This is a genomic window from Achromobacter sp. D7-1 (assembly GCF_059760445.1).
Genome location: NZ_JCBAMT010000064.1, coordinates 1 through 23,125, shown reverse-complemented (window position 1 = coordinate 23,125; position 23,125 = coordinate 1). Strand labels below are relative to the sequence as shown.

Genomic DNA, 23,125 nt, shown 5'->3' with positions numbered 1-23,125 from the left:
TCAGCCTCCCCCGCCCAGGGCATTGCCCAGATGCACGGTCGCGCGCGCGCTCAGCACACTGGAGGCCGGCATCAGCGCCGCCTGCAACAGCGGCACCGACGGAATGAGCGGATGGGCGCCATACGCATAGGACACGTTGACTTCGATCTGGTCCTGCGCCAACGGCAAACCGCTGCAGGCGCCGCCGGCCGCGCTGCTCAGCGCGCCCGCGCTGCCGCAGACCGCCACCTGCACCGGCGCCGCGGACAGGGTGCTGATCCACTCCGCCTGGTACAGCGCCGAATCGCGTCCGGCATTGGCCCGCGCCGTCAGCGACGCGGTACCGGCCTGCCACTGCAAGACCTTGCGCGCGCCGTCCTGCGCGGCCAGCGTCACGGAATGCTGCGCGGCGACCACCAGGGAGTACGTCAGGATCCCGTAAAACACCAGGAAGAACACCACGAATACCAGGGCGAACTCCACGGAATAAGAACCGCGCTGAATGCGGCCAGGCCCAGATAGGCGGCATACGGAATCTGGCGCGCGCGGTTGCTCAGCGCCCAGACCCGCGACACCGCCAGGTACAGCAGCCCATGCAGGCCGGCCAGCACGCTGGCCAGCGCCAGCGTCATCATCAGCGGCGCGAAGCCCAGCAACAGGCCGAGCACCGCGATGGCCTTGATATCGCCCGCGCCCATCAGGCGCCTGCCCCAGAGCGGCACAAAGGGTAGCGCGACCAGAAATCCGGCCAGCGCCATCAACCATCCCGACCAGCGCGGCGGATAGGCCCAGCCCGGCGCCAGCCAGGCCGCCAGCAGCCATAGCAATTGGCCCGCGAGTCCCGCGACGACCAGCCGGTTGGGGACGCGGCGATAGCGCAGATCGGCGTGGATCAGCGCCACAATCCAGCATGCAAACAACAGCCACCACAGCACTTCCCCTGGATACAAGGCAAGACCTTCAAGAAAACGACTTCAACGATGGACGCGTCGGGACTGACGCGGACTCCTTCAATCAAGTGATGCCATGTTGCGGGTACGCGCCGCGGCGGCTAGCGACACACTGCCGCCACGACGCGAACAGGTTCGCGGCTTAGCCGCCGCCTGCGGGAGGCGTGGTGCCGGTACCGGTCTTGGCGTTGTCCAGCTTGGTGCCCAGTTCCTCGAACATGCCTTTCAAGGACCCGGTAAATGCCCCCACCGCGACGATGAGGGCTACCGCCACCATTCCCGCGATCAGCCCGTACTCCAGGGCCGTGATGCCGTCTTCGTCATTCCAGAACTGCGCAAGTGTTGCTTTCATGTCGAGCTCCATGGGTCTCGATTGATGACCGGGGCTGTTCTTCAAGCAGCAGAGCCAGCCCCCTAAAGCCTGGAACCGCCCACGCGCCGCGCTCATTGCCGCGGCGCGCGTCCAGGGTCCAGCTAACCCGGCCCCGGCGTGGTTCCGGGCAATCTGTCCGCAACCACGCCAGGGGCCGATTCAATGATCGAGTCGATGCGCTGCGCCGTGCGCGCGCGAAAGCGTTCGGAGGCGCGCTGCAAATGCCAGCGCATGAGGAGCAAGGTGACCGCGGACAGCACGAAGGCGACGTATGGCAGCATGGCGCCGCCGATATGCAGGCCGATGGCGTCGTTCGTGGTCGTGCAGATGACCGCGCCCGCCGCCGCGCCGGTGTAATGCATGCCGCAGACCGCGACGGCCATCAAAATGGCCGCGCCGATGCGCTGGCGTTCATTCTGGGTATTGAAGGCAAGCCAGAGCGCGGCAGTGGCCGCGACGACGGCGATCAACACCGACAAAACCACCAGCGGCAGATTCCAGAGCAATACCGCCGGCATGCGCGCGGCGCTCATGCCCACATAATGCATGGAAGCGACGCCGAACCCCGCGGCGCAGCCCCCTACCAGGCAGCGCAGGAAAGTGAATCGGTCGCGGCCGACATACCAGAATGCCCAACCGGAAAACCCGGCCGCAACCATGAAACTGAGTATCGTCAGGCCGACCTGGTAACCAACTTCAAAAGGCAGGTTCTGCGCCAGCATGCCGATGAAATGCATGCTCCAGATACCCACGCCGCCCATCGCCACCGCGCCGATGACGATATAGCCGATGCGGATTTCACCATCCTGGGTTTCCGCGCGGATACCCGCGGCGGCCAACAGGGCCACATACGAACCCAACGCCGCAATCAGGAATGAAAGCGCCACCAGACTGCCATTGAAGGAGAGCGGAACGACATCACCCGGGCTCATGTGCGCTCCCGGTGTGGCAAGCGGCTGCGGCAGCGCGCGGCCGGCAAGCTGTTGCAGTGCTTCTTGCGGTAATCCCCAGCCATCTTCGCCTCCGGGCGGGTCCACACATTTTGCGTATTTTTGATACGTATCTTTAGTTTATATATTGCCAAATCATACACATCAGGGTTTTCACTGAATTTCGCGATATTGCGACAGAAGATGTGTAACGGATGGACCTAAGTTTTCGAAAACATTAATAAAAACCGCCAAAGCTCGCTTATCTTTGCCTGAAAATATATTACGCAACAAAAGAATATTCCGAAATAATGTAAATGCAGCCACTTTACGGAGGCGGAATTTGAAATGAATTGTCATTCAACCAGAAATACTGGCACCATACGTCCACCGCTAACTGCAACTTTGTCTTAACACTGTTGCTACCCTTTTCAATCCAATACTCGATCGGGTCCGGGTATCCGTTCAGAAGCGCCAGCGGAAATGAGAGACGAAAAAGGCAAGAGCAGCAGATCCCCGGCGAGTCCGCTTTGTCTCGCCCTCTTGTGCATGGTGGCAGCCGGCACTCAGGCCCGGGCCGAAGGTCCGCTACGCGGCAATCCGGTGGACGCCATGCCGCGCATTGAGCGTCCGCCCTCGGCGACGCAGCCTCCGCCCTACGTCCAGACCGCCACGCCGGAACAGCTGGCCTTGCAGGCTCGCCTGGCGCAGCGCATCGTGCCGCGCAATTTCGACGTCAGCGGCGTGCGCGCCATCCCGTTCGAGGAAGTGTCCGGGCTGCTCACCCCGCTTGCGGGCAAGGAAATCAGCCTGGGCGAACTTGTCCAGGAAGTCGACAAGATCACCCAGCTCTACCGCGACAAAGGCTTTCCCCTGTCGTTCGCGCTGCTGCAGAATCAGACCTTCGCCAATGGCCTGGTGGTGGTGACGGTGGTCGAGGGCTACATCGCCAACGTGCGGATCGAAGGCGATATCGGCAACGCGCAGGACAGACTGGAAGCGCTGGCCGCGCCCATGCAGGAGGAAAGGCCGCTCAAGCAGGCCACGCTGGAACGCCAACTGAACCTGATGCGTACCGTGCCGGGCGTCAAATTCACGCCGAGCCTGGACCTGCCCCGTCGCGCCGATGGCGCCACTGAACTGGTGCTGGCGGCCAGCCGCCAGCCCGTCAGCCTGAACGGCGGCATCGCGGACCTGGGTACCGGCATGCAGCCCATCGTGAATCTCGCGACCAACAGCCTCACGCCTCTGGGCGAGCAAGTGAAGCTGACCGCCTCGGTGCCCTTCAATACCGATGATGTGAAGTACGTGTCGGGCGAGATCCGCGTGCCGATCGGGGCGGACGGCCTGGCCGTCAAGATCGATGGCTATCACTACGACGCGCGGCCCCAGGACGACGCCATCGAAATGTTGGGCTTCGAGCGCCGCGTGAAGAACGACCGCATCGGCGTCGGCGTGAGCTATCCGTTCCTGTTGAACAACACCCGCTCGCTGACGGGGACCCTGGGCGTCTACGCAGCCAATTCCAAGGACCGCTACGAGGCCCGCAACACCGACCGCTGGCTGCAACAGGATGCGCAGGTACGCGCGGCGACCGCCGAGATGCGCTACATCCAGGTGTCCGAGACCAAGGCCACCGACGTCACGCTGAGCGTGGCCAAGGGGTTTGACGCCGCAGGCGCGAAAAAGGACATCGCGACCAACTATGGCTACTCGGCCACCCCGCTGCTGGACCTGGATTTCACCCGCTACAACCTGAACGCCAGGCAGACCTTTGTGCTGCCCGCCCAGATCGGCCTGGTTTTCTCTGGCGCGGCACAGTACTCCAGCAACATCCTGCCTTCTTCCGAACAGGTCTCGTACGGCAGTTGGCGCTACGCCATGGGCTATCCGCAGGGCGAACAAAGCGGCGACAAGGGCGTGGGCGTGTCGGCGGAAATCAATCGCCGCTTCGGCGTGGGCTGGGAATACCTTTCCAGCGTGCAGCCTTACGCCCTGGTCGACTACGCGCGCACTTGGTACAACAACAAGGACCTGCAGACCCTGAATCAGCGGCACCTGTCCTCCGTGGCCCTGGGCTTGCGCTTTACCGACGACAAGTACTACCTGTTCGATTTCAACGTAGCCAAACCGGTGGGATCGGCCACGGTCAACGACGACCGGAACGTGCGTTTCAACGCCAACTATTCCCTGTTCTACGACGCGTTCTAGCCGCTCGGGACGAGGCGGCCGGCAGATCGATGAACGCCCGTTACGACGGGCGTTTTTTCTTGGGCGGCGCTGCCGGCGTTACGTAACGTCCGCCGTAACGTTACGTCGGATGGGCGGCTTTCCGTAACAATCGCAGGCTCCGGGCGATCGCAAAAATGAGGATTTTCCAGATTTAAGGAAAACCCTTGTTTTCATTCCTATCCCATTGATAACAAGGCGATTTAATTCACCGAAAATTGCCGCAAATACCGCTTTGCGGGCATGGCGAAAAATCTTGGCACGATTTGTGCATGAGGAAGCGTATCGGGTTGTTTCGACGCCTGACTCTTCCAACCAAAGGAGTTCGCCATGCATACCCATTCCGACACGCGCCGCCTGCAACGCGTCCTGACCGCCACCATCCTGGCCACCGCATTGGTAAGCGCCCTGGCCGCCTGCGGCGGCGGTGGCGGCGGGAAGAAAACCGCGGGACTGCCCGGGACCGACATCCCGACCAACCCCGGTGGTGGCGGCCTTGATCCTGGCGGCGGCCTCAACCCTGGCGGCGGTACCAATCCCGGTGGCGGTACCAATCCCGGTGGCGGTACCAATCCCGGTGGCGGTACCAACCCCGGCGGTGGAACCAACCCTGGTGGCGGCACCAATCCCGGCGGCGGCACCAACCCCGGTGGCGGCACCGACCCTGGCGGCGGCACCAATCCGCCGCGCGTGAGCGGCCTGCTGGAAACCACGCTGGGCAATACCGGCGCGGCGCTCGACAACACCCTGCCCCTGAACCTGGACTCGACCTTGGCCGGCGTGGGCAAGGCGCTGGATCCCACGATCAAGCCGGTAGCCGACACCGTGGTCGGACTGACTCAGCAGATCGGCGCGACTACCGGTTTGGGACAACCCACCGACGGCGTCGTCAGGCAGGTAGGCGGCCTGGTCAGCGACCTGGGCACCAGCGTCAAAGGATCGGGACTGCCCGGGGGCCTGGGCGCGGGCGTGGGCGGCCTGGTGGACGGCCTGGGCAAGACCGTGGCCAGCACTGGCGGCCTGCTGAATGCGAACGCCAACAATCCGAATCCCCTGACGACCGTGCTGGGCAACGCCACCGGCGCGGTGGGCGCCTTGACGGGGGCACTGTCGGGCCAGGGCGGGCTGCTGCAGCCGATCACCCAGGTAGTCGGCGGCGTGACTGGGGGCGTACTCAGCGGCCCCAACACGCCGCTGCTTGAGCCTGCGCTCGGCAACGTCGGCAAGACGGTCGACAACGTGCTGCCGCTGGGCTTGCAGCCCGTGCTGGCCGGCGTGGGCGGCGCGCTGGATCCGACCGCCAGCCCACTGGCCGGCAAGGTCGTCGGACTGACGCAGCAAGTCGGCGATACCACCAAGCTGGGCGCGCCGGTAGCCGGCCTGTTGAGCAGCCTGGGCGGCACGGTCACCAATCTGGGCGGCGCGTTGCCGGGTGGCACGCCGGGCTTGAACGGCGTACTGCAAGGGCTGGGCGGCGCGGTCGCCAGCGCGGGCGGCCTGCTGCATGCCACGCCGGGCAACGCCAATCCCCTGGGTTCGACGCTGGCGAACGCGACGGGCGCGGTGGCCTCTCTCACCGGCGGCCTGGGCCTGGGCGGCGTGACGGGCGGATTGACGGGCGGCGCCAACGGCACGGGCGGCCTGTTGGCTCCGGTGACCGGCCTGCTGGGCGGCGTGACGGGAGCGGTGGGCGGTGCGGCCGGCGGCGCCAATGGCGCGGGCGGGCTGCTGGCTCCGGTGACGGGCCTGCTCGGCGGCGTGACGGGAGCGGTGGGCGGCACGGCCGGCGGCGCTGCGGCAGGCGCCGGCGCCTCGGCCGGGACGAACGGCGGCGGACTGTTGGGCGGGCTGGTGGGAGGCGTGAACGTCGCGGCCGGCGCCGGGGCCGGTGCGGGAGCCTCTACCGGGGCACCCGCCAGCTCGGGAGGATCTGGTGGCACGACGGGCGGCGCCGCAGCCAATGGCGGCCTGCTCGGCGGACTGCTGGGTGGCGTGACGGGCAGCCTGACGGGCGGCGCGGCGGCGGGCGGATCGTCTGGCGGGACTGCCAACGGCGGCCTGCTGGGCGGACTGCTCGGCGGCCTGGCCGGGAAGAAGTGATCCATCGCAACCGCCAGGAATCCACATCATGCTGCAACAACAGACCTACTTTCACCACGAGCATGTGACCGGCATGGCTGAATCAACGGGAAGCAACCGGCGGTCCGGCATGCTGGACGAGATCGTCCTGCTGCTGGGTCGGCAGTTCGCCGCCTACAACGCGGCATGCCAGTCGGCGCTGGCGGAAAAGCTGGGCATGCCCCCGGTGGACCTGAAGGCGCTGGAGCTGGTCATGGAGTTCGATGCCCTGCCCACCGGACATCTGGCCCAGTTGCTGGGCATCAGCTCCGGCGGCGCGACCGCCTTGATCAACCGGCTGGAAGCCGCCGGTTATGTCCAGCGAGGCCGCCACCCGCTGGATCGCCGGATGATCGTGATCCGGCCGGTCGAGGAGCAGTGCCAGGCGCTGGCCCAGGAACGGCGGTGGATCGCCGAGGCCATCGCCACGACCGCGCGCGGCTATGACACCGCGGAGCTGGAAACGGTGCATGCCTTCCTGATGCGTTGCGGCCGCGGCGTGAAGCGCGACACTCAGGCCTGGCTGGAGGCAGGCAGCGCGCATCAGCCCGGGTAGAAAAACGGCGGCGGGAGCATCACCCCCGCCGCCGCTTCCAACCGGATCAGGCCGCCTCGGGCGGCCCGAAGTGCAGGCGCGGCACGGCGGCCAGCAGCCTGCGCGTCATGTCCTGACGCGGCTGGTGCAGCACCGCGTCGGCCGGTCCCAATTCGATGATGCGGCCTGCGTCCATGACCGCGATGCGGTCCGCCAGATACTCGACCACGCCGAAGTTGTGCGTGATGAACAGATAGGCGATGCCGAGCTCGTGCTGCAGTTCGCGCAGCAGGTCCAGGATCTGGGCCTGCACGGAAACGTCCAGCGCCGACGTGGGTTCATCGCAGATCAGCACTTTGGGTTCGACCGCCAGCGCCCGCGCGATCGCGATCCGCTGGCGCTGGCCGCCGGAGAATTCGTGCGGATAGCGCGCCAGGGTATTGGACGGCAGGCCCACGCGCTCGATCAGCCGCGCGGCGTGGGCGCGGCGCGACTCTTTGTCCATGCCGGCGCGCAGGGAGGCCAATCCTTCGTCCAGGATGTCGCCCACGCGCATGCGCGGGTCGAGCGAGGCATATGGGTCCTGGAAGATGATCTGAATGTCCTGTCTCAGGCGCTGCAGCGTGCGCCGGTCCGCGGACAACAAATCGTGCCCCTGCAGCATCGCGCGGCCCGATACGTGCGCGCCATCGATCAGGCGCAGCAGCGCCTTGCCCGTGGTGGTCTTGCCGCAGCCGGACTCGCCCAGCAGGGCCAGCGTTTCACCTGCCTTCAGCGTAAAGGCCACGCCGTCCACGGCCTTGACCCAGGACGCGATACGGCGCAGCGGCCCCTTGCGCACGGGGTAATGGACCTTCAGGTCCTGCACGTCCAGCACCACGCCGGCGTCGCGCGTCTTGGGGCTCCCGGCCATGCGGGCGTCGTCGCGCGCCATGGCCTCGCGGCCGCTTTCGGTCAACGGCGTGCCGCGCTTTTCAAACGTGGGAATCGCTTCGAACAGCTGCCGCGCATAGGGGTGCTTGGGCGCGCGGAAGAACTCCTCGGCGTCGGCGCTTTCAACAATCTCGCCGCCGCGCATCAGCGCCACGTGATGGGCGACGTTCTTCACCACCGCGAGGTCGTGCGTGATCAGCAGCACCGCCATGCCCATTTCCCGCTGGATGTCGGCCAGCAGGTCCAGCACCTGCGCCTGCACCGTGACGTCCAGCGCCGTGGTGGGCTCGTCCGCGATCAGCAGGACGGGTTCGGCCGCCAGCGCAATGGCGATCATGACGCGCTGCTTCTGCCCACCCGAGAACTGGAAGGGATAGTCGTCGATGCGCCGCTCGGGCTCGGGGATGCCTACCCGCCGCAGCCAGTCCACGGCGCGGGCGCGCGCCGCGGCGCCGCGCAGGGGCGTGTGGGCAATCAGGGTCTCGATGATCTGGTCGCCCACCCGCATGACCGGATTCAGACTGGTGGACGGCTCCTGGAAGATGATGCCGATGCGCCCGCCGCGCACGCCGCGCATGGCGCTTTCCGGCAGACGGTTCAGGTCTTCGCCGTCCAGGTCGATCTGCCCACCCACGATGCGTCCGGCGTCGGGCAGCAGGCGCAACAGCGCCAGCGCCGTCATGCTTTTGCCGCAACCCGATTCGCCGACCAGCGCGAAGGTCTCCCGCCTGGAGATCGCCAGATGCAAGCGCTTGACCGCATGCGTCATGCCGCTTTCACCGGCGATGTCCACGTACAGGCCATGTACGTCGAGCAAAGGAGCCTGGCTCATGGGGCATCTCCCGGACGGGACTGGCGCGTATCGGTGGCCAGCGCCGTGCGCGGCGCCCGGCCGAACAGGCCGAAGCGCGCCATGCGGCCCGGCTTGTAGCGCCGCGTGCGCGGATCGAAGGCGTCGCGCACCGCGTCGGCGAACAGGTTGGCCGCCAGCACCAGCGCCAGCATAAAGACGAATGCGGTCATCAGGTTCCACCAGATCATGGGGTCGCGGGACATTTCCAGCCGCGCGCCGTCGATCATGGAACCGAAGGAATTCATGCTGGGATCCACGCCTATGCCCAGATAGGACAGCACCGCCTCGTACAGGACCAGGCCGGAGAATTCCAGCACCACGGTGATCAGGACCAGGTGCGCCACGTTGGGCAGCAAATGGCGGGTCATGATGCGCCAGTGCGACACGCCGAAGGCCCGCGCCGCCTGCACGTATTCCAATTCGCGCAGCTTGAGGGTTTCGGCGCGCAGCAGTCGGCACAGCCCGGCCCAGCCGGTAAAGCCCAGGATCATGCAGAGCAGGAACAGCCGCAGGTCGGCGCGCGCGGCCGAAGTGTCGAACAGATCCGCGTGGTTGTCGATGTACACCTGCATCATCAGCGCGCAGGCGGCCACCAGCAGCACGCCCGGAATCGAGGTGATGGTGGTGTAGAGATACTGGATGCCGTCGTCGACCTTGCCCTTGAAGTAGCCGGCGGCGATGCCGAAGACGATGGCCGGCGGCAGCATCGCAATGGTGGTGAGGCTGCCGATGACCAGCGCGGTGCGGATGCTCTTGAGCGCCTGCCACAGGACGTCGTTGCCGATGCGGTCGGTACCCAGCGCGTGATACCCGCTGGACAGGCCGGCCAAGGCGCCCGCGGTCAGGCACAGCAGCGTGAAGGTGACGGCCATGGCGCGCCAGGGCACTTCCGAATACCCGCCCTGCGGATCCCCGGCGGCAAGCCGGGCCGCGCGCCGCCTGGCCAGGCCGGCGTACATCAGCCCGATCACGGCGGCGGACACCGCCAGCCCCGCGGCCAGGCCCAGCCCGACCCGCTTGCCTACATCGCCCAGGTGATCGCGGTCGGGATCCTGCAGGTGGACGCCCGCGCCCCGCAGGCGGGGAAAGTCGCGCACCGGCTTGTCATTGACTAGCATGGTTTCCTTGGTGAACTGCCGTATCGCCAAGGGCTCGGAATAGGTTTTTTCCGGCCTGGTCAGCACGGACCCCGTGAGCAGGCCGTCCAGCGCCGAACGCACCGCGGGCGCATAGGCCGGCGGCGCGTCGGCGGCGGCGCCCGGCGCCGGCGGCAGCAGCGGCCGGTAATGCACCGAGTCCAGCAGGCCCACCACCACGAAGGCGGCCAGAATCACGGCCGAACACATGGCCGGCGTGTCGCGCGCCACGCGCGCCCAGGTTGCGCGCAGGTTCGGGCTGCGGCGCACGTGCCAGACATAGGCCAGCGCGCCCAGCACCATGAGCCAAAGCGCGATATCGGTCCAGAGAAAGACGAACATGGGCATGGCGGCTACTCGAATCGGACGCGGGGGTCGGCCAGCGTGTAGGAAATGTCGGCCAGGATCAGCCCCACGATATAGAGCGCGGCGCCCAGGAACACCATGGCCCGCACGATGGAGAAGTCCTGCGCGTTGATGGCGTCGATGGTGTAGCTGCCCAGGCCCGGAATGCCGAAGAAGGACTCCGCGATCAGGCTGCCCATGAACAGCAGCGGCAAGGCCGCCACCGTGCTGGTCAGGATGGGCAGCATGGCGTTGCGCAGCACGTGGCGGAACAGCACGATGCGTTCGGCCAGCCCCTTGGAGCGCGCGGTGCGCACATAGTCCTTGCCGATCTCTTCCAGGAACAGGGTGCGGTAGAAGCGCGCCTCCGGCCCCAGCCGCGACACGATTGCGACCAGCACCGGCAGCGCCAGGAACTTGACCACGTCCAGCCCGCCCGAAAAACCCGAGAACGGCACCAGCCGCAGCAGCTTGGCGAAGACCCATTGGCCGGCGATGATGTAGAACAGGCTGGATATGGACAGCAGCAGCACGCAGACCACCACGCCCCAGAAGTCGAGCCGGGTGGCGCGGAAATACACCAGCGTCAGCGAAAAAACGATGCTGACGAACAGCCCCAGGAAAAAGGTAGGCACTGCCAGGGCCAGGCTAGGCCCCATGCGCGTCTTGATCTCGCGGCCGATGTCGCGGCCGCCGTCGGAGGCGCCGAAGTCCATGACCAGCAAGGGCACCGAACGCTGATAGAACACTGTGTCGGTCAGCTGGGCCGCGCCTTCCGCCTTGGCATTGAAGAACAGCGGCTTGTCGTAGCCGCGCTCGGCCTTCCATTTTTCCACCGCGTCCTGATTGACGCGCTGCCCGCCGATGGCCAGCCGCGCCATGTCGTCGGGCGTGTTGACCGCGAAAAACAGGACGAAGGTGAAGAGGTTCACGCCGATCAGGATCAGCACGCCGTACAGCAACCGGCGGATCACGTAGCCGATCATGATTGATGCTCCTTGCCCAGGGCCGGCGTGAATGCCGTCTGGCGTTCGCGCCGCTTCAGCGCCACATACGAAGGCCAGATCGCCAGCGCCAGCAACAGCGCGAACAAGCCTATCGGCCACCACCGCGGATAGTTCCACTCGTCGATCTTCTGCTGCCGAAGGCCGGCATCGATCTTCATGTACTGCAGCGTGTTGCGGACCATCTGGGTCGGCTTGGCGTTGCCGACCCACTGCTGGTAGGCGCCGCCCGACATCGGGAAGTAGCCGAACATCCAAGGCGCGTCGCGCTGCACGATGGCAATCATCCTGGCGATGAGCTGTGCCTTTTCGGGACCGTCGTCCAGGAACTTCATCTGCTCAAAGAGGCGGTCGAACTCGGGGCTGGCGTAGTTGGCCGCGTTCTCGCCGCCGCCCTTGGCCTTGGCATTGGGGCCGTAGAGCAGGAACAGGAAGTTCTCGGCGTCGGGATAGTCGGCGTTCCAGCCCCACAGGAAGATCTGCGCCGACCCGCGCATCATCTTGTCCTGGAAGCGGTTGTAGTCGGTGGCGCGCACGTCCAGCTGCACGCCGATCTTGGCCAGTTGGCGCCGCATCCAGTCGAACTGCGGATTGGAGCCGCCACCCTGCATCGAGTCGTAATAGAGCACCAGCGGCGCGCCCGTCTTGGCGTTGCGGCCATCGGGGTAGCCGGCCTCGGCCAGCAGGCGGCGGGCCACGTCCACGGACTTGCGCACGGGCTTGCCGTCCACCAGGTCGTAGACCACGGGGTTCACGCCTTCGGGCGGTTCACGGTAGCCGAGCACGCCCGGCGGCACCGGACCGTAAGCCACCGAGGCCTGGCTGTTCTCGAACACGGCGACGTATTCTTCCCAGTCGAACGCGATGCTGATGGCCTGGCGCAGCTTGCGGTTCTTTGCTTCCTGTTCCGGCGTGTCGCCCTTGCCCACCACCGGGTCCAGCCAGTTGAAGCCCATGTACCAGTTGGCGGTTTCGACGGTCGTCGGCAGCTTGATGCCATGCTCGCTGTACAGGCGCGCCTTGTCCTGGCTGTCGCCGGCCGCGACCAGCATGGCCACGCCATACTCGCCGCGCTCGATCTGCGGCACGTCGTAATAGCCCTGCAAGAACTTGCCGGTCAGCGGAATGGCTTCCTTTTCAACGCTGAATTCCGCGCGGTCGATGAAAGGCGTGGGCTTGCCGCAGTCGGCCAGCAGGCCGGCGGCCGCGTCGCCGGGCTCGCCTTCGCAGGGATAGGGCTCGCCATGGAAATTGGGATTGCGGCCCAGCACGTGGCGGCGGTTCTGCAGCGACTCCACCAGCATGTACGGACCGGTGCCCACCGGCCAGGTGTTGAACGACAGGTCGTGCGCCCCCATGCCCGGCTGGCTGTAGAAGCGGTCGGCTTCCCAAGGAATCGGCGCGGTGAAGGTCATGGCCAGCCAGTACTTGAACTGCGGATACTTGCCGTTGACGCGGATGCGCAGCGTGTGCGGATCCAGCGCCTGCACGCCCGTGAAGCCGTCGGCCTCGCGCAGGTCCAGCCAAGGCGGCGCGCCGGCCCCGCCCGGCATGTCCCGCCGCAGCGCCTGGTCGCGCTGGCGCAGCCGGTCGGCGTATTCCTTCAGGCCGGCCACATGCTCGGTCATCAGGCTGGAAATTGGCGACACCACGCGCGGGCTGACCAGGCGACGGAAGGCGTAGACGTAATCGTCGGCCGTCAGTTCGCGCGTGCCGGTGCGGGGGAAGTCGGGAATGTAGAACTTGTCGTCCAGTTCGCCTGCGGCCAGCGGAAAGTAGTCGTAGCTGCCGTCGGTCTTGCGGGCGAAGGCCGGATGCGGCGCGTAGCGCGCGCCGGGCCGGATCTTGATGTCGTAAACGCTTTGCGCGATCTGCTCGCCCGGGGTGTCGGCGGGCAGCGTGTTGCCCTGCGCGTCGAGGTAGACGGGCGGGTCGATGGACGCCGCCGCGCGCGGCACCAGTTCGTAGGGCCGCTTCAGATAGTGGTAGCCGTACAGCGTCTCATAGATGTTGTACGTATAAGGGGTTTCGTCGCCGGAATAAGAGCTGGCCGGGTCCAGATACTTCGGCGAGCGCTTGACGAAGGCGGAAAACAGCGTGTTCTGGCTTTCGGCGCCGGACGGATACGGGCTGTTGATGGGGCTTTCTTGCGAGCAGCCCGCCAACGCCAGCGACAGCAGCATGGCCGCCGCCCAGAGCCGCTTCAATGCACGCATGGAAACCTTCCCTTCGAATCGTTGCGACAGAGGATAGCAAACACGGGCCGGGGTCCATACCCAGGCATCCCCCAGGGCCGCTTGCGCGCACGAGCGGCTGCGCGGCCCAGCCCCCGCGGCCTCAGCCGCACTGGCGCTGCCGCCAGCAGTCGTAGCGCCACTTCCAGGGTTGCATGGCGCCGGGCTGCGCCCACAGGCCGCGCCCGGCCGCCTTGGCCTGGCGCTGCAGGTCCGGCATGGCCTTGTCGCGCAGGTAGTCGCCCTGGCGCGCGGTGTAGGCCCAGGCGTAGCCGGCTTCCACCTGCAGGCGGTTGGCCGAGAGGCCGTCATCCAGGATCAGGGCGCAGACTTCCCGGCCGTACTGGTCCTTTTCGTAGCACTGCGCGGTAAGCGTCTTGCCGGCGACCAGGCTGGCCAGGTTCTTGCGCGCGGCCTCGGCATAGGGCTGCCCGGGCTGTTCGGATCCATGGCCCTCCTCGGGCGCGTCGATGCTGTCCATGCGGATACGGTGCTGGCCGTCGGGCGCGCGCAGAGTCACGGTATCGCCGTCGGCCACGTTCACGATCGTGCCCGTGAGCGTGTAGCTGCCCTGCGGGATGTCGCCAGCCAGCGTCGCGCCCGGCCGGCCCTGGGTTGAGGAAGTCGGACGTTCGGTCCGGTCCTGGCCCTGCTTCCCCGAAGGCTGCAGCCAATTGACGATGGCGCCCGCCGCCGCAAGTATCAGGGCGACGATCAGGGCGGTCAGCTTGCTGCCGCCGCGAAAGTTAGGTTTGCCACGCACCGCCAGCGCTCCAGGTAGGAAAACGCAGGCAGTTTGCCATAAAGGCAGCGCGCAAAGCCGTGCTACAACCAGCCCGACTTGCGGAAGCGCCAATACAGGACCGAACAGATCGAGACGATGACGCCCAGCGTGACGGGATAGCCCCAGGGCGATTTCAGTTCGGGCATGAATTCGAAGTTCATGCCGTAGATGCCGGCGATGGCGGTGGGCACCGCCAGGATGGCGGCCCAGGACGCCAGCTTGCGGGTGGTGTCGTTCTGCGCGGCCTGGCCTATCATCAGGCTGGCTTCAAAGGCGAAGGCCAGGGATTCGCGCAGCGAATTGAACAGTTCGTCCACGCGCAGCACGCGGTCGGCGACTTCGCCGAAGTACGGACGGGCATGTTCGTCCACCGCCGACATCTCGACCCGCGCCAGGCGGCGGCAGATCTCGGCCAGCGGCGACACCACGGTATGGATGCGCAGCAGGTCGCGGCGCTGGCGGTACAGCCTGCGGATGTCCGAGTCCTTGGCGCCGCGGATCAGCAGCTTCTGCTCGGCGCCCTCGACCACGGATTCGATCTTGCCGGCCGCCGCCACGTAGCGGTCCACCAGCCAATCCAGCAATTCCGAAGCCACATAGTCGCTGCCGCGCTTGAGCAGGTCGGGCGACGCTTCAAGACGTTCGCGCAAGGGGCTGTGGCCGGCGGTGGCGCCGCGCCGCACCGTGACCAGGAAGCCGTCGCCGATGAGGAACTGGGTCTCGCCGAAGATGGGGCGCTCGGCCTCGACTTCCACCGTGATGGCGACGATCAGGATCATGTTGCCATAGTCGATGATCTTCGGCCGCCGGTGGGATTCCAGCATTTCTTCCTGGTTCTTGTCGCAGGCGCCGAGCTCGCTGGCGACCTTGGCCAGCATTTCCGGGCGCGGATTGCGCAGGCCAATCCACAGCATGCCGTGGTCCTGGCTGACGTACTGGGCGACTTCATCGATCGGGACCTCGCGGTCCCGCCGGCCGTTCACGTAGGCGATCGATGCGACGACTTCTCTCTTCGAGTCGTCGGCGGCATGTTCTTCAGTAGCCATAAACACCCTTTAGCAATGCGATCCCTGCCGGACAGCTTATATATCGGCCGATGATAGCCCAGCCTAGGAGAACAGGTTGCGCACCCGCTTGGCCACGTCCACGCTGGGCGCTTGCGGTTCCTTGGGCACGCCGCGCCCTTCGGGCAGGTCCGGCGGTTTGGGCAGGTGGTCGAACAGCGGCAGCATCGCATTGGTGATGTAGCGCGTGCGCGATCCGTAGACGTGCCGGTCGCCCATGCCGGTCTGCTGGTGCACGTAGAAGCGCTGCGGCACGATCAGCTGCAGGCGCTCCTTGGCGCGGGTCATCGCCACGTACAGCAGACGGCGCTCTTCCTCGATTTCCTCGGCCGTGCCGGTGCTCATGTCGGACGGGATGCAGCCGTCGACCACGTTCAGGACGTAGACCGCCTTCCATTCCTGGCCCTTGGCGGAATGGATGGTGGACAGGATCATGTAGTCCTCGTCGCGATGCGGCGCGCCGGACTCGTCGCTGGTGGCGTCCGGCGGGTCCAGCGTCAGTTCGGTCAGGAAGCGTTCGCGCGTGCCGTAGCCAGCGGCGATGCGCGCCAGCTGGTCCAGGTCCGCGCGGCGCACGCGCGCATCGTCGTACAGGCGTTCCAGCTGCGCGCCGTACCAGCGCAAGGCCAGGTCCACATCGGCCGGCCATTTGAGCGCGGGATCGCACAGCGCCGCGTAGGTGTCGGCGAAAGCGCCCCACTCGCCCTGCGCCGCCGCGCCCGGCTTGAACTCGCGCAAGGCGCGCAGGGGTTCGGCGGACGCCGACATGGCGTCCATCAGCTTGCCGGCGGTGGCCGGGCCGATGCCGGGCAGCAATTGCGCCACGCGAAAGCCCGCCATGCGGCCGCGCGGATTCTCCGCCCAGCGCAGCAGCGACAGCAGGTCCTTGACGTGCGCGGCCTCCAGGAAACGCAGGCCGCCGAACTTCACGAAGGGGATGTTGCGGCGGGTCAGCTCCAGTTCCAGCGCGGCGCTGTGGCTGGCGGTGCGGAACAGCGCCGCCTGCGACTTGAGCGTGGCCCCGCCCTCGCGTTGCGCCAGCACCTGGTCGGCCACCCAGCGCGCCTGGCCGGCTTCGTCGCTGACCGTCACCAGTTCGGGCAACTGGGACGACTTGCGGTCGGTCCACAGGTCCTTGGCGTAGCGCTCCGTGGCCAGGCCGATCACGGCGTTGGACGCGTTCAAGATGGGCTGCGTGGAACGGTAGTTGCGGTCCAGCGTGATGACGCGGGCCGGCGTGGGGAACTGCCCTGGAAAATCCAGGATGTTGCGCACCGTGGCCGCGCGGAACGAATAAATCGACTGGGCGTCGTCGCCCACCACCGTCAGGCCGCGGCCGTCAGGCTTCATTGCCATCAGGATGGCGGACTGCAGGCGGTTGGTGTCCTGGTACTCATCGACCAACACATGGTCGAAGCGCGCCCCCACGTCGGCCGCGATGCCGGGATCGCCCATCATTTCGGCCCAGTAAAGCAGCAGATCGTCGTAGTCCAGCACCTGCTGGTCCTGCTTGGCCGCGACGTAGGCGCGGAACAGGTTCTTGAGTTCGTCCTCCCATTGCGCGCACCAGGGGAAGGCCGTCTTCAGCACGTCGGCCACCGGCGTCTGGCTGTTAACCACGCGCGAATAGATGGCCAGGCAGGTGCCCTTGAGCGGAAAGCGCGACTTGGTGGACGACAGCCCCAGCTCGTGGCGCACCATGCCCATCAGGTCCTCGGCGTCGCCGCGGTCATGGATGGTGAAGGCTTCGGACAGCCCGATGCGTTGCGCGCAATCGCGCAGCAGGCGCGCGCCGATGGCATGGAAGGTGCCGGCCCAGGGCAGCGACGGCGCCTGCTGCGTGGCGCGCAGCCGCATCACCCGCTGCAGCACCGAGCCCACGCGCCGCTCCATTTCCAGCGCCGCGCGGCGCGAGAAGGTCAGGAGCAGCATGCGCTGCGGATCGGCGCCGTTGAGAATCAGGTGCGCCACCCGGTGGGCCAGCGTATTGGTCTTGCCCGAGCCGGCCCCGGCGATCACCAGCAAGGGGCCGTCGTCCCCCGGCGCGCCAGCCACGCCGAACTCGGCGGCCTCGCGTTGGGCGGGATTGAGATCGGCCAGGGGATCGGGGCGTTCGGCGGACGGGGAGGACGTATCGGTTTGGTCGGACATGGGGCGGGGCCGCAGCATGGCAGCCGCTGAAAACGGCGAGCCCGGACATTGCCGGGCTTCGGATGAACACTGTATATTTATACAGAATTTTTTCAATAAAGTCTGATTCACCTGTGGCCATACGCCTCTTGACCGGCACCGCCTCCTGGACCGACCCCACCCTGCTGGCCTGCGGCCGCTTCTACCCGCCGGAGGTCCGCAGCGCCGAAGCGCGGCTGCGCTTCTATGCCTCGCGCTTCCCCATGGCCGAGGTCGATTCCAGCTACTACGCCATGCCCACGGCCGAAAACGCCTATCTCTGGACACAGCGCACGCCTGAAGATTTCGTCTTCAATATCAAGGCCTTCCGGCTGTTCACCGGCCATCAGACGCCGCTTTCCTCTCTGCCGGCGGACATCCGGCGCGAGCTGCCGGACTGGCCCGAACCCGTCATCTACCACGACCGGATGCCTGCGGACCTGCGCGACGAACTCTGGCGCCGCTACCAGCTTGCGCTGGAACCCTTGCGCATGGCGGACAAGCTGGGTGCGGTGCATTTCCAGTTTCCGCCCTGGATCCGCCGCGACGCGCGCGGCCGGACACGGGTCGCCGACTGCGCCCGGCGTATGGAGGACCATCTGGTCTCGGTGGAGTTCCGCCACCGCAGCTGGTTCGAGTCGCCCTCGGCGACCGCGGACACGCTGGCCTTTGAGCGCGAGCTGGGGGTGGCGCATACCGTGGTGGACAGCCCGCAAGGCTTTGAGAACACCGTGCCCGCAGTCTGGGAATGCACTCACCCGGAACTGACACTGCTGCGCCTGCATGGGCGCAACACGGCCACCTGGAACGTGTCCGGCGCCGCCTCCTCGGGGCGCTTCCAATATGAATACTCGGAACAGGAACTGGCCGAACTGGCCGAGCGCTTCTCCCGGCTGGCGGCGCAAAGCGCACAGGCGCACGCGGTCTTCAACACCAACTTTGAAGATCAGGGCATGCGCAACGCTGCGGCCTTCGCGGCGGCGCTAGCGCCCGCCTGACACCGCCAGCGCCGCGGGCGCGCGCGCCACTTCGTTCAGGCTTTCCAGCAGCACTTCGAATTTGCGCGCGATGTCGTGCTCGGGCACGCAGGCGTAGCCCAACAGCAGACCGGGCCGGCGGCCCTCGTCGTTGACGTAATAGCGCGACAGCGCGCGCGTCAGCACCCCCTTGCCGCGCGCGACGTCCACCACCCGCAGGTCGTCCATGTCCTCGGGCAGCGTCAACACCAGGTGCAGCCCCGCCATGCTGGCGTCGCGATGTAGCCAGTCGGGTCCCAGCCGCCGTTCGATCAGGTTGACCAGCATGGCGCGACGGCGCCCGTACAGCATGCGCATGCGGCGGATGTGGGCGGCGTAGTGGCCTTCCGAGATGAACGTGGCCAGGGCCGCGTGCGTCATCAGATGCCCTTCGCGGTACAGCTCGGCGTGCGCCGCCTGGAACGCCGCGGTCAGGGTCTTGGGCAGCACCAGATAGCCCACGCGCAAGCCCGGGTACAGGGTCTTGCTGAAGGTGCCCATATAGATCACGGGCGCGTCCGGCTCCAGCCCCAGCAGCGAGGCGATGGGCCGGCCGGAGAAGCGGAATTCGCTGTCGTAATCGTCTTCGATGATCCAGCTGCCGCTTTGCCGCGCCACCGCCAGCAATTGGCGCCGGCGCGTCAGCGACATGACCGGGCCCAGCGGATACTGGTGCGAGGGCGTGACGAAGATGAAGCGCGGCGGCGTGCCCACGGTCTCCGGCAGTCGCATGCCCTCCTCGTCCACCGGCAGGTGCACGGTATGCAGGCCATTGGCCTGCAGCACGGTGCGCGCGCCCCAGTAGCCCGGATCCTCGACCCAGGCGGTCTCGCCGGCCTCGCCCAGGATGCGGGTGGTCAGGTCGATGGCCTGGTGCGAGCCCTCGGTGATGATGATCTGTTCCGGATCGCAATCGATCGAGCGGGTCAGCGCCAGATGCTGCGCCAGCGCCTCGCGCAGGGCCGGCAACCCGCCGCCATAGGCGTAGGTCAGCAGGTCGGGCGAGGGATTGCGCCACAAGGCGCTGAAAATGCGGCCGAACTTCTTGTGCGGGAACTCGGTCAGGTCCGGCACGCCGGGCATGAAGGCGCCCCATTGGTAGGGCGAGGCCGAAACGCCGTCGACGATGGCGGCGCCGCGCGGCGACAATGCCGGGCGCGCTTGCGCCGGTGGCGGCTGGCTTTTGCGCCGGCCGCTGGCCAGGTAGGAATCCGGGACCGAGGCGTTGACGAAGGTGCCGTTGCCCTGGCGGCTGCGGGTATAGCCTTCGGCCAGCAACTGGCTGTAGACATGGACCACCGTGTTGCGGGCGATGCCGAGCTCGGCCGCCAGGTCGCGCGAGGCGGGCAGGCGCGAGTCCGCGGCAATGGCTCCGTCCAGGATGGCTTCCCGGATGCCGCGGTACAGCCGCTTGTTCATGGGCTCGCTGGAGCCGTCCGCCAGCCGCAGCTGCAGCAAGTCACCGACGATGGACCGCAATTGGTTCTACCTGATTTATAAAAGTGGTTCCCACAAATGGGGCCATCGTAGCATTAAATAAGGTTTTCCCGCCCATCATGCTCGCAGAGGCTGAGATGAAGAATCAGGACCTGAATACCCGCCGTTCCCTGGCCACGCCGCGCGGCGTCGGCGTCATGTGCGACTTCTACGCGGTGCGCGCCGAAAACGCCACCCTGTGGGACGCCAATGGCAAGGAATACATCGATTTCGCAGGCGGCATCGCCGTCCTGAACACGGGCCACCTGCACCCGAAGATCAAGGCCGCCGTTGCCGCGCAGCTGGACAACTTCACGCACACGGCCTACCAGATCGTGCCGTACGAAGGCTATGTCTCGCTGGCCGAGCGCATCAACCGCCTCGCCCCCATCGACGGCCTGAAGAAGAGCGCCTTCTTCACCACCGGCGTGGAAGCCGTCGAAAACGCCGTCAAGATCGCGCGTTCGGCCACCGGTCGCTCGGGCGTCATCGCCTTCTCGGGCTCGTTCCACGGCCGCACCATGCTGGGCATGGCGCTGACCGGCAAGGTCGCCCCGTACAAGCTGTCGTTCGGTCCGATGCCGGGCGACATCTATCACGTGCCCTTCCCCAACGCCACCCAGTCCATCAGCGTGGCGGACTCGCTCAAGGCGCTGGACCTGCTGTTCAAGTGCGACATCGATCCCAAGCGCGTCGCGGCCATTATCATCGAGCCGGTGCAGGGTGAAGGCGGCTTCAATATCACCCCGCCCGAGCTGATGACGGCGCTGCGCAAGGTCTGCGACGAGCACGGCATCCTGCTGATCGCCGACGAAGTCCAGACCGGCTTCGGCCGCACCGGCAAGCTGTTCGCCATGGAGCACCACCCGGTCCAGGCCGACCTGATCACCATGGCCAAGAGCCTGGGCGGCGGCTTCCCGATATCGGGCGTGGTCGGCCGCGCCGACGTCATGGACGCGCCCGCCGCCGGCGGCCTGGGCGGCACCTACGCCGGCAACCCGCTGGCAGTCGCCGCGGCGCATGCCGTGCTGGACGTGATCGCCGAGGAAAAGCTGTGCGAACGCGCCGACGCCCTGGGCGACAAGCTGCGCGCGCATCTGGAAGGCCTGCGCGCCAAGGTTCCGGGCATCGCCGACGTGCGCGGCCTGGGTTCCATGGTCGCCCTGGAACTGAACGATCCCGCCACCGGCAAGCCGGACGCGGAAGCGGTCAAGCGCGTGCAAGCCCGCGCCATCGAAAAGGGTCTGATTTTGCTAAGCTGCGGTGTGTACGGCAACGTCCTGCGCTTCCTGTACCCCTTGACCATCCCCGACGCCCAGTTCGATCGCGCGCTGGCCATCCTGTCCGAGGCGCTCGCCGCCTGACGCATAGGGCCTGAACTACCGGTATTTCGGCGGGCAGGCACAAGTTTTGCGGGCGTAGCGGGTTATCCGCCACGCCCGTAAACGTTTCCTGGCCCACCGCTTCCCTTCAAGGAGACTGCAACAATGACCGCACTGACTCATCCCCTGGCGCGCCCCGACCTGCTGCGCGACGCCTGCTACATCGACGGCAAATGGGTAGCCGCCGGCAACGGCCCGTCCATCCCCGTGGATAATCCCTCCACCGGCAAGACCATCGTGTCCGTGCCCAAGCTGGGCCGCAAGGAAGCCGAACAGGCCATCGCCAGCGCCGAGGCCGCCCTGCCCGCCTGGAGCGCCAAGACCGGCAAGGAACGCGCCGCGATCCTGCTGAAGTGGGCCCAGCTCATGATGCAGCACCAGCAGGACCTGGCCGCCATCATGACCTCCGAACAGGGCAAGCCCGTGACCGAAGCCGCCGGCGAAATCGCCTATGCCGCCTCGTTCCTGGAATGGTTCGGCGAAGAAGCCAAGCGCATCGACGGCGACATCCTGCAAAGCCCCAAGGCCGGCCAGCGCCTGATGGCGCTCAAGCAGCCCATCGGCGTCACCGCCGCCATCACGCCGTGGAACTTCCCGGCCGCGATGATCACGCGCAAGGTCGGCCCGGCCCTGGCCGCCGGCTGCACCATGGTGGTCAAGCCCGCCCAACAGACGCCGCTGACCGCGCTGGCGCTGGCCGTGCTGGCTGAAGAAGCCGGCGTGCCCGCGGGCGTGTTCCACGTCATCACCGGCAGCTCGCGCGAAATCGGCGCGGCCCTGTGCGAAAGCGACGTGGTGCGCAAGCTGAGCTTCACCGGCTCCACCGAAGTCGGCCGCACGCTGATGGAACAATGCGCGCCCACCATCAAGAAGCTGTCGCTGGAACTGGGCGGCAACGCGCCCTTCATCGTGTTCGACGACGCCGACCTGGACCGCGCCGTCGACGGCATCCTGGCCTCCAAGTACCGCAACGCCGGCCAGACCTGCGTCTGCGCCAACCGCATCTACGTGCAGGCCGGCGTCTACGAAGAGATCGCCAAGCGCCTGGTCGCCAAGGTCGAAGCCATGAAGGTCGGCGACGGCTTTGCCGACGGCGTGACCCAGGGCCCGCTGATCGACAGCAGCGCCGTGGAAAAGGTGCAGGAGCACATCGCCGACGCGACGTCGCACGGTGCCAAGGTGATCGCCGGCGGCAAGCCGCATGCGCTGGGCGGCACCTTCTTCGAACCGACCGTGGTGCGCGACGTGACCCAGTCCATGCGTTTCGCGACCGAGGAAACCTTCGGTCCGGTGGCCCCGCTGTTCCGCTTCGAAACGGAACAGGAAGTCATCGGCATGGCCAACGACACCATCTTCGGCCTGGCCGCCTACTTCTTCACCCGCGACTACGCCCGCATCTGGCGCGTATCCGAAGCGCTGGAGTACGGCATCGTCGGCATCAACACCGGCATCATCTCCAACGAAGTCGGCCCCTTCGGCGGCGTCAAGCAATCCGGCTTGGGCCGCGAAGGCTCCAAGTACGGCATCGAAGAGTACCTGGAGATCAAGTACCTCTGCGTGGACCTGGGCGCCTGAACGGCCCCTCGCGCGCGGCCCTGGCCGGCATCGGCCAGGGC

The 23,125-nt window shown here is 66.7% G+C and carries 18 protein-coding genes; 6 read left to right on the top strand and 12 right to left on the bottom strand.

Going from position 1 to position 23,125, the window contains the following annotated elements; translation table 11 throughout:
• The 4 genes from AC6LKD_RS23415 to AC6LKD_RS23400 form a co-directional block, all read right to left on the bottom strand.
• Positions 1-462: a TadE/TadG family type IV pilus assembly protein gene (locus AC6LKD_RS23415; protein ID WP_013395080.1), complete on the bottom strand. Its 462-nt coding sequence runs from the start codon at positions 460-462 to the stop codon at positions 1-3.
• Positions 408-929: an A24 family peptidase gene (locus tag AC6LKD_RS23410; protein WP_492276281.1), complete on the bottom strand. Its 522-nt coding sequence runs from the start codon at positions 927-929 to the stop codon at positions 408-410. The genes AC6LKD_RS23415 and AC6LKD_RS23410 overlap by 55 nt, the downstream gene beginning before the upstream one ends.
• Before the next feature lie 142 nt (positions 930-1,071).
• Positions 1,072-1,281: a Flp family type IVb pilin gene (locus AC6LKD_RS23405; RefSeq protein WP_207468202.1), complete on the bottom strand. Its 210-nt coding sequence runs from the start codon at positions 1,279-1,281 to the stop codon at positions 1,072-1,074.
• A gap of 122 nt (positions 1,282-1,403) precedes the next feature.
• On the bottom strand, positions 1,404-2,234 hold the full coding sequence (locus AC6LKD_RS23400; RefSeq protein ID WP_498117622.1) for an MHYT domain-containing protein: 831 nt from the start codon (positions 2,232-2,234) through the stop codon (positions 1,404-1,406).
• Between the two features lie 546 nt (positions 2,235-2,780).
• Between AC6LKD_RS23400 and AC6LKD_RS23395 the strand changes: the two genes are divergently transcribed.
• The 3 genes from AC6LKD_RS23395 to AC6LKD_RS23385 all read left to right on the top strand — a co-directional run bounded on the left by AC6LKD_RS23395 (position 2,781) and on the right by AC6LKD_RS23385 (position 7,134).
• Complete coding sequence (locus AC6LKD_RS23395) at positions 2,781-4,442, top strand: ShlB/FhaC/HecB family hemolysin secretion/activation protein (RefSeq protein ID WP_498117606.1); 1,662 nt, start codon at positions 2,781-2,783, stop codon at positions 4,440-4,442.
• Between the two features lie 348 nt (positions 4,443-4,790).
• Entirely contained in the window at positions 4,791-6,560 is a 1,770-nt protein-coding gene (locus AC6LKD_RS23390; RefSeq protein ID WP_498117605.1) for a collagen-like triple helix repeat-containing protein, read from the top strand.
• A gap of 28 nt (positions 6,561-6,588) precedes the next feature.
• Positions 6,589-7,134: a MarR family winged helix-turn-helix transcriptional regulator gene (locus AC6LKD_RS23385; protein WP_498117604.1), complete on the top strand. Its 546-nt coding sequence runs from the start codon at positions 6,589-6,591 to the stop codon at positions 7,132-7,134.
• 46 nt (positions 7,135-7,180) lie between these two features.
• Here AC6LKD_RS23385 and AC6LKD_RS23380 read toward each other — a convergent pair whose 3' ends face one another.
• The 7 genes from AC6LKD_RS23380 to AC6LKD_RS23350 all read right to left on the bottom strand — a co-directional run bounded on the left by AC6LKD_RS23380 (position 7,181) and on the right by AC6LKD_RS23350 (position 17,617).
• Positions 7,181-8,878 carry an ABC transporter ATP-binding protein gene (locus AC6LKD_RS23380; RefSeq protein ID WP_498117603.1) on the bottom strand — a complete coding sequence of 566 codons (1,698 nt, stop codon included), beginning with the start codon at positions 8,876-8,878 and terminating at the stop codon, positions 7,181-7,183.
• Positions 8,875-10,383 carry an ABC transporter permease gene (locus AC6LKD_RS23375; RefSeq protein ID WP_498117602.1) on the bottom strand — a complete coding sequence of 503 codons (1,509 nt, stop codon included), beginning with the start codon at positions 10,381-10,383 and terminating at the stop codon, positions 8,875-8,877. Before AC6LKD_RS23375 ends, AC6LKD_RS23380 begins: the two co-directional genes overlap by 4 nt.
• A gap of 5 nt (positions 10,384-10,388) precedes the next feature.
• Positions 10,389-11,366: an ABC transporter permease gene (locus tag AC6LKD_RS23370; protein WP_207468214.1), complete on the bottom strand. Its 978-nt coding sequence runs from the start codon at positions 11,364-11,366 to the stop codon at positions 10,389-10,391.
• Positions 11,363-13,600, bottom strand: coding sequence for an ABC transporter substrate-binding protein (locus tag AC6LKD_RS23365; RefSeq protein ID WP_013395090.1), 2,238 nt, complete (start codon positions 13,598-13,600; stop codon positions 11,363-11,365). The genes AC6LKD_RS23370 and AC6LKD_RS23365 overlap by 4 nt, the downstream gene beginning before the upstream one ends.
• Positions 13,601-13,721: 121 nt before the next feature.
• Positions 13,722-14,381, bottom strand: coding sequence for a thermonuclease family protein (locus tag AC6LKD_RS23360; protein WP_498117601.1), 660 nt, complete (start codon positions 14,379-14,381; stop codon positions 13,722-13,724).
• Positions 14,382-14,443: 62 nt separating this feature from the next.
• A complete protein-coding gene (locus AC6LKD_RS23355) occupies positions 14,444-15,448 on the bottom strand; it encodes a magnesium and cobalt transport protein CorA (protein ID WP_498117600.1) in 1,005 nt (334 codons plus the stop codon).
• 63 nt (positions 15,449-15,511) lie between these two features.
• Positions 15,512-17,617, bottom strand: coding sequence for an ATP-dependent helicase (locus AC6LKD_RS23350; protein ID WP_041655886.1), 2,106 nt, complete (start codon positions 17,615-17,617; stop codon positions 15,512-15,514).
• Between the two features lie 119 nt (positions 17,618-17,736).
• On the opposite strand from AC6LKD_RS23350, the gene AC6LKD_RS23345 reads away from it, so the two are divergent.
• Positions 17,737-18,633: a DUF72 domain-containing protein gene (locus AC6LKD_RS23345; RefSeq protein WP_492276289.1), complete on the top strand. Its 897-nt coding sequence runs from the start codon at positions 17,737-17,739 to the stop codon at positions 18,631-18,633.
• Here AC6LKD_RS23345 and pdxR read toward each other — a convergent pair.
• Entirely contained in the window at positions 18,619-20,130 is a 1,512-nt protein-coding gene (gene pdxR, locus AC6LKD_RS23340) for a MocR-like pyridoxine biosynthesis transcription factor PdxR (RefSeq protein ID WP_371818950.1), read from the bottom strand. The genes AC6LKD_RS23345 and pdxR overlap by 15 nt on opposite strands.
• A gap of 95 nt (positions 20,131-20,225) precedes the next feature.
• Between pdxR and AC6LKD_RS23335 the strand changes: the two genes are divergently transcribed.
• Together AC6LKD_RS23335 and AC6LKD_RS23330 are read left to right on the top strand one after the other, a co-directional pair.
• Entirely contained in the window at positions 20,226-21,491 is a 1,266-nt protein-coding gene (locus AC6LKD_RS23335) for a 4-aminobutyrate--2-oxoglutarate transaminase (protein ID WP_498117599.1), read from the top strand.
• Between the two features lie 123 nt (positions 21,492-21,614).
• Entirely contained in the window at positions 21,615-23,084 is a 1,470-nt protein-coding gene (locus tag AC6LKD_RS23330) for an NAD-dependent succinate-semialdehyde dehydrogenase (RefSeq protein WP_013395097.1), read from the top strand.
• Positions 23,085-23,125: the final 41 nt, after the last annotated feature.

Coding starts and splice junctions, on each gene's coding strand:
- AC6LKD_RS23405 (WP_207468202.1), bottom strand. CDS start 1,281: ATGAAAGCAACACTTGCGCAGTTCTGGAATGACGAAGACGGCATCACG.
- AC6LKD_RS23390 (WP_498117605.1), top strand. CDS start 4,791: ATGCATACCCATTCCGACACGCGCCGCCTGCAACGCGTCCTGACCGCC.
- AC6LKD_RS23375 (WP_498117602.1), bottom strand. CDS start 10,383: ATGCCCATGTTCGTCTTTCTCTGGACCGATATCGCGCTTTGGCTCATG.
- AC6LKD_RS23370 (WP_207468214.1), bottom strand. CDS start 11,366: ATGATCGGCTACGTGATCCGCCGGTTGCTGTACGGCGTGCTGATCCTG.
- AC6LKD_RS23380 (WP_498117603.1), bottom strand. CDS start 8,878: ATGAGCCAGGCTCCTTTGCTCGACGTACATGGCCTGTACGTGGACATC.
- AC6LKD_RS23350 (WP_041655886.1), bottom strand. CDS start 17,617: ATGTCCGACCAAACCGATACGTCCTCCCCGTCCGCCGAACGCCCCGAT.
- AC6LKD_RS23335 (WP_498117599.1), top strand. CDS start 20,226: ATGAAGAATCAGGACCTGAATACCCGCCGTTCCCTGGCCACGCCGCGC.
- AC6LKD_RS23330 (WP_013395097.1), top strand. CDS start 21,615: ATGACCGCACTGACTCATCCCCTGGCGCGCCCCGACCTGCTGCGCGAC.
- AC6LKD_RS23355 (WP_498117600.1), bottom strand. CDS start 15,448: ATGGCTACTGAAGAACATGCCGCCGACGACTCGAAGAGAGAAGTCGTC.
- AC6LKD_RS23400 (WP_498117622.1), bottom strand. CDS start 2,234: ATGAGCCCGGGTGATGTCGTTCCGCTCTCCTTCAATGGCAGTCTGGTG.
- AC6LKD_RS23385 (WP_498117604.1), top strand. CDS start 6,589: ATGCTGCAACAACAGACCTACTTTCACCACGAGCATGTGACCGGCATG.
- AC6LKD_RS23365 (WP_013395090.1), bottom strand. CDS start 13,600: ATGCGTGCATTGAAGCGGCTCTGGGCGGCGGCCATGCTGCTGTCGCTG.
- AC6LKD_RS23395 (WP_498117606.1), top strand. CDS start 2,781: ATGGTGGCAGCCGGCACTCAGGCCCGGGCCGAAGGTCCGCTACGCGGC.